This window comes from Kitasatospora nipponensis (assembly GCF_039528135.1).
GTDB classification, from domain to species: Bacteria; Actinomycetota; Actinomycetes; order Streptomycetales; family Streptomycetaceae; genus Kitasatospora; species Kitasatospora nipponensis.
In genome coordinates this window covers 1-6,524 of record NZ_BAAALF010000300.1, presented here as the reverse complement: position 1 = coordinate 6,524, position 6,524 = coordinate 1, and the positions used below count along the sequence as shown (strand labels likewise).

2 protein-coding genes are annotated in these 6,524 nt (G+C 75.7%); both read left to right on the top strand.

The genetic code is table 11. The features are described 5' to 3' along the window. On the top strand, window positions 1–5,253 hold a 5,253-nt coding region (locus ABD323_RS38795), incomplete at its 5' end, for an amino acid adenylation domain-containing protein (RefSeq protein WP_344446808.1). Window positions 5,254–5,291: 38 nt separating this feature from the next. Continuing rightward, window positions 5,292–6,524, top strand: a 1,233-nt coding sequence (locus tag ABD323_RS38790) for a condensation domain-containing protein (protein ID WP_344446807.1), incomplete at its 3' end; no start/stop codon positions are given.

Sequence of the window (6,524 nt, the reverse complement as noted above, 5' to 3'; positions counted from 1 at the left end):
CTCGCCGCCGTGCTGCCCGAGCACCTGGTGCCGGCCGCCCTGGTGCTGCTGGACGCGCTGCCGGTGACCGTCAACGGCAAGCTCGACCGGCGCGCCCTGCCCGAGCCCGGCTACGGCGCGGCGGGCACCGGACGCGGCCCGCGCACCGCCCGCGAGGAGATCCTGGCGGGGCTGGTGGCGGGCGTGCTGGGCCTGCCCGCGGTCGGTGTCGACGAGGACTTCTTCGAGCTGGGCGGCAACTCGCTGCTCGCCATGCGGCTGGTCGCCCAGGTGCGCTCCGCGCTCGGCGTGGAGCTGGGCATCCGCACCGTCTTCGGCTCGCCGACGGTGGCGGCGCTCGCCGGCCTGCTGGACGGCGCCGGCCGGGCCCGCCCGGCGCTGCGGCCCGCGCCGCGCCCGGCGGTGCTGCGGCTGTCCGGCGCCCAGCGCCGGCTCTGGTTCGTCCACCGGCTGGAGGGGCCGAGCCCGGCCTACCACTGCGTGCTCGCCACCCGGCTGACCGGCGAACTGGACCAGGACGCGCTCGAGGCCGCGCTGGGCGACCTGGTGGAGCGCCACGAGACGCTCCGCACCCGCTACCCGGACACCGCCGGCGACCCGCGCCAGGAGGTCCGCCCGGCGGTGCGCCCCGAGCTGGTGAGGCTGCTCGCGCCGGCCGACGGCCTGCCGGCAGCGGTCGCCGACTGGGCCGGCCGCGACTTCGACCTCGCCGACGGCAGCCCACTGCGCGCCGTGCTGCTCACCAGCGGCCCGCGGCAGCACACGCTGGTGCTGGCGATCCACCACATCGCCACCGACGGCGAGTCCTGGGACCCGCTGCTGCGCGACCTGGCCGCCGCCTACGCGGCGCGCCGCGCCGGCGGGGCGCCGCACTGGACGGATCTGCCGGTCCAGTACGCCGACTACACGCTCTGGCAGCAGGAGTTGCTGGCGCGCGAGGGCGAGGGCCAACTGGCCTACTGGCAGCAGGCGCTGGCCGGCCTGCCGGACGAGCTGCTGCTGCCCGCCGACCGGACCAGGCCGGCGCTGCCCAGCCGGCGGGGCGCCCTGCTGGACGTCGAGTTCGACGCCGAACTGATCGCCCGACTGGAGGAGTTGGCCCGTTCGGCCGGCTGCACGCTCTTCATGGTGCTGCAGTCCGCGCTGGCGGTGGTGCTCGGCCGGCTCGGCGCGGGCACCGACATCCCGCTCGGCACGGTGGTGGCCGGGCGCTCGGACGAGGCGCTGGACGAGCTGGTGGGCTTCTTCGTCAACACCCTGGTGCTGCGCACCGACCTGACCGGCGACCCGACCTTCGTCGAACTGCTGCGCCGGGTCCGGGAGTCGGACCTGGCTGCGTTCGCCCACCAGGACGTCCCGTTCGAGCAGGTGGTGGAGGCGGTCAACCCGCGCCGCTCGCTGGCCCGCCACCCGCTCTTCCAGGTGGTGCTGACCATGCGCCGCGCCGCCGCGCCGGCCCTGGAGCTGGCCGAGCTGGCCTGCGAGAGCACCGAAGTCGACTTCCCGGTGGCCGAGTTCGACCTGGCCTTCCAGTTCGTCGAGCAGTGGGACCAGGCCGCCGGCACCCCCGAGGGCGCGCGCGGCGGGCTGCGGGCCGTCGTCAAGTACCGCACCGACCTCTTCGATGAGGGCACCGTCGCCGCCCTCGGCGAGCGGCTGCGCCAGGTCCTGACGGCGGCGGTCGAGCGGCCGCGCCGCCGGCTCTCCGAGCTGGAGGTGCTGCTGCCCGCCGAGCGCTCCCGGCTGCTCGGCGACTGGCTGCCGACCGGCACCGCGGCGACCGGCACCGCGGCGGCCGAGCCCGCGCCGCAGGGCGTCCACCTGGCCTTCGCCGCCCAGGCGGCCCGCACCCCCGAGGCCGTCGCGCTGCGCGAGGGCGCGGTGCGGCTGACCTACCGCGAGCTGGACGAGCGCGCGCAGCGGCTGGCCGAGCGGCTCGGCGCGCTCGGCGTGGGCACCGAGAGCCCGGTCGGCGTGCTGATGCGCCGCTCCAGCGAGGTGGTGGTCGCGCTGCTGGCCGTGCTCAAGGCGGGCGGTGTCTACGTCCCGCTGCACAACAGCTACCCGGCCGCGCGCATGCAGCGGATCCTGGACGACACCGGCTGCCGGGTGCTGCTGCTCGACGAGGCGTCCCGGGCGCACGGGGTGCGGGCCGAGCACCTGATCGACCCCGCGTCCACGACGGATCCCGAGCGGGCCACCGGCGGGCGGGAGGGCGCCGCGGCCTGCCACGGCGAGCAACTCGCCTACCTGATGCACACCTCCGGCTCCACCGGCGTCCCCAAGGGCGTCGCGGTCACCCACCGCGACGTGCTGGAGCTGGTCGCGGACCGCGGCTGGCACCGCGCCGGCGGCGGCGGCGGCGAGCGGGTGCTCTTCCACGCCCCGCACGCCTTCGACATCGCCGACTACGAGCTCTGGGTCGCGCTGCTGTCGGGCTGGGAGGTGGTGGTCGCCCCCGACGGTGAACTCGGCGTCGCGGAGCTGGGCGAGCTGATCCGCGAGCACCGGATCACCGCCGTGCACCTGACCGCCGGCCTCTTCCGGGTGGTCGCCGAGGAGCAGCCGGAGCTGCTGGCGGGCGTGCGGGAGGTGCTGACCGGCGGCGACGTGGTCAGCCCCGGCGCGGTGCGCGCGGTGCTGGCGGCCTGCCCCACGATCGCGGTGCGTCACCTCTACGGTCCGACCGAGGCGACCCTGTGCGCCACCTCGCACCTGATCACCGCCGGCGACGGGCAGCCGGACGGCCCGGTGCCGATCGGCCGCCCGCTCGACGCCACCCGGGCGTACGTGCTGGACGAGCGGCTGCGGCTGCTGCCCCCCGGCGCGCCGGGCGAGCTCTACCTGGCCGGGGCGGGCCTGGCCCGCGGTTACCACGGCAAGCCCGGCGCGAGCGCCGAGCGCTTCGTCGCCGACCCGTTCGGCGCGCCCGGCACCCGGATGTACCGCACCGGCGACCTGGCCCGCTGGCGCACCGACGGCCTGCTGGACTTCCTGGGCCGGGCCGACGAGCAGCTCAAGATCCGGGGCTTCCGGGTCGAGCTCGGCGAGGTCGAGGCGGCGCTGGCCCGCTGCGCGGGCGTGCGCCAGGCGGTGGTGGTCGCCCGGACCGGCGAGGACGGCGAGAAGCGGCTGGTCGGCTACCTGACCGGCACCGCCCCGGTGGACGGCACCGACGGGGTGCGCGCCCGGCTCGCCGCCGTGCTGCCCGACTTCATGGTGCCCTCGGCCTTCGTCGCGCTGCCCGCGCTGCCGCTCACACCGAACGGGAAGGTCGACTACCGGGCGCTGCCCGCCCCGACGACCGCCGCTGCGCAGGGCCGCGCGCCGCGCACCCCGCAGGAGGAGATCCTCTGCGGACTCTTCGCCGAACTGCTGGGCCTGGAGAGCGTCGGCGCCGACGCCGGCTTCTTCGAGCTGGGCGGCCACTCGCTGCTCGCCACCCGGCTGGTGGGCCGGATCCGCACCGCGCTGGGGGTCGAACTCCCGCTGCGCGAGGTCTTCCAGGCGCAGACCCCGGCCGCGCTCGCCGAGCTGGCCGGCCGGGCCGCCCGGGCCCGCCGCCCGCTGCTGCGCCGCGAGCACCAGGGGCAGCCGCCGCTCTCCTTCGCCCAGCAGCGGCTCTGGTTCGTCCACCAGGCGGAGGAGCAGTCGGCGAGCTACAACATGCCGTTCGCCTTCCGGCTGCGCGGCCTCCTGGACCGGGAGGCGCTCGGTGCGGCGCTCGGTGACGTGATCGCCCGGCACGAGGTGCTGCGCACGCTCGTCGACGAGGTCGACGGCCTGCCGCAGCTGCTGGTGCTGCCCGCCGAGCGGGCCCGCCCCGCACTGGTCGCCGAGCCCGTCACCGAGGACGGGCTGCCGGAGGTGCTCGCCGCCGTCGCCGCGCACGGCTTCGACCTGGCCGGGGAACTCCCGCTGCTGGCCCGGCTCTTCACGCTCGGCGCCCAGGGGTCGGAGTCGGAACGGGAACAGGAGGAGCAGGAGCACGTGCTGGCGCTGGTGATCCACCACATCGCCGGTGACGGCTGGTCCTGGGGCCCGCTGCTGCGCGACCTGGCGCAGGCGTACACGGCCCGCGCCGCCGGCGAGCAGCCCACCTGGGCCCCACTCGCCGTCCAGTACGCCGACTACACCCTGTGGCAGCGCGAACTGCTCGCCGACTGTGACGAGTTGCTGGCCTTCTGGACCAAGGAGCTGGCGGGCGCCCCGGCCGAGCTGGCGCTGCCCTTCGACCGGCCGCGCCCCGAGGTGGCCAGTGCCGCCGGTGGATCGGTGCCGGTCGCGCTGGACGCCGAACTCCACGAGCGGCTGGCCGCGCTGGCCCGCGAGCACGGCTGCACGCTCTTCATGGTGGTGCAGGCGGCGCTGGCGGTGCTGCTCTCGCAGCTGGGCGCCGGGCAGGACATCCCCCTCGGCACCCCGGTGGCCGGCCGCTCGGACGAGTCGCTGGACGAGCTGGTGGGCTTCTTCGTCAACACCCTGGTGCTGCGCACCGACCTGACCGGTGACCCGAGCTTCGCCGAACTGCTGGGCCGGGTAAGGGAGTCGGACCTGGCAGCCTACGAGCACCAGGAGCTGCCCTTCGAGCGGGTGGTGGAGGCGCTCAACCCCGAGCGCTCGCTGGCCCGCCACCCGGTCTTCCAGGTGATGGTCCAGCTGCAGAACGAGCCCCTCCCGCTGCCGCAGCTGCCGGGCCTGAGCGCCGCGGAGCAGCCGATGCGCTGGCAGGTCAGCAAGTTCGACCTGGCCCTGGACCTCAACGAGCACCGCGGCGCGGACGGCGCGCCGGGCGGTGTGCGCGGCGAACTCAGCTACGCCACCGAGCTCTTCGAGCCCGACACGGCGCAGTGGATGGCCGAGGGCCTGCTGGCGGTGCTGCGCCGGGTGGCGCAGGCCCCGGCGGAGCCGATCAGCGCGGTACCGGCCCCCGCGCCCCGCCGGGCCGTGCGGAGCGCGCCGGTCGAGGCCGTGGCCGCACCGGCGCAGCCGTCCGCGAACCCGGTCGAGCAGCGGATCCGGGAGCTCTTCGCCGAGCTCCTGGAGCGCGGGGAGGTCGGCGCCGACGACAACTTCTTCGCCCTCGGCGGCCACTCCCTCCAGGTCACCCGACTGATCAGCCGGGTCCGCGCGGACCTCGGCATGGAGCTGCGGATCCGCCAGGTCTTCCAGCACCCCACCCCGGCCAAGCTCGCCGCCCTGCTGGCCGAAGCACCCAAGGCGCGCCCCGCGCTGCGCCGCTCGTCCCTGTGAACCCAAGCGTCGAGTGCGCGCCCTTCCTAGGAGATCCCGTGTTCCCCGTGTCCTTCGCCCAGCGGCGGCTCTGGTTCCTCAACCGGCTGACCGAGACCGGCTCGGCCTACAACTGCCCGCTGGCCGTGCGGCTGACCGGCCCGCTGGACCACACCGCGCTGGCCGCGGCGCTGGCCGACCTGGCCGAGCGGCACGAGCTGCTGCGCTCGGTCTTCCCCGAGGTCGACGGCGAGCCCGTGCAGCGGGTGCTCGACGCCGGCCCGCGGACGCCCGCGCTGGTGGTCGCCGAGCGCACCGAGGGCGAGCTGGCCGCGACGCTGGCCGCCGCCGCCGGGCACGTCTTCGACCTCACCAGCGAACTGCCGGTGCGGGCCGAGCTCTTCGTGCTCGGTCCGCAGGAGCACGTACTCTCGCTGGTGATCCACCACATCGCCACCGACGGCTGGTCCTGGGGCCCGCTGCTGCGCGACCTGGCGCAGGCGTACGCGGCCCGCGCCGCCGGTGAGCGGCCCGGCTGGGAGCCGCTGCCGCTGCGGTACGTCGACTACACCCTGTGGCAGCAGGAGCTGCTGGCCGACGCGGACGAGCTGGTGGACTTCTGGACGGGTGAGCTGGCCGACCTGCCGGCCGAGCTGGCGCTGCCCTTCGACCGGCCGCGGCCCGCGGTCGCCAGCTACGCGGGCGGCTCGGTGCCGGTCGCGCTGGACGCCGAGTTGCACGAGCGGTTGGTGGCGGTGGCGCGCGAGCACGGCTGCACGCTCTTCATGGTGTTGCAGGCGGGGTTGGCGGTGCTGCTGTCGAGGCTCGGCGCGGGGGAGGACATCCCGCTGGGCACGCCGGTGGCGGGTCGGGGTGACGAGGCGCTGGACGAGCTGGTGGGCTTCTTCGTCAACACGCTGGTGCTGCGCACCGATCTCTCCGGTGATCCGAGCTTCGCCGAGGTGCTGGGCCGGGTCCGCGAGTGGGACCTGGCGGCCTACGAGTACCAGGAGTTGCCCTTCGAGCGGGTGGTGGAGGCGCTCAACCCCGAGCGCTCGCTGGCCCGGCACCCGCTCTTCCAGGTGATGATGACGCTGGAGAGCGGCGCGGGCCTGGCGCTGACCCTGCCCGGAGTGGAGTCCAGCGAGCAGCCGATGGGCTGGGACATCGCCAAGTTCGACCTCACGGTGGACTTCCACGAGCGCCGCGACGAGCAGGGGCTGCCGCTGGGGATCGGCGGTGCGCTGGAGTACGCGGTGGATCTCTTCGACCGGGAGACGGTCGAGTCGATC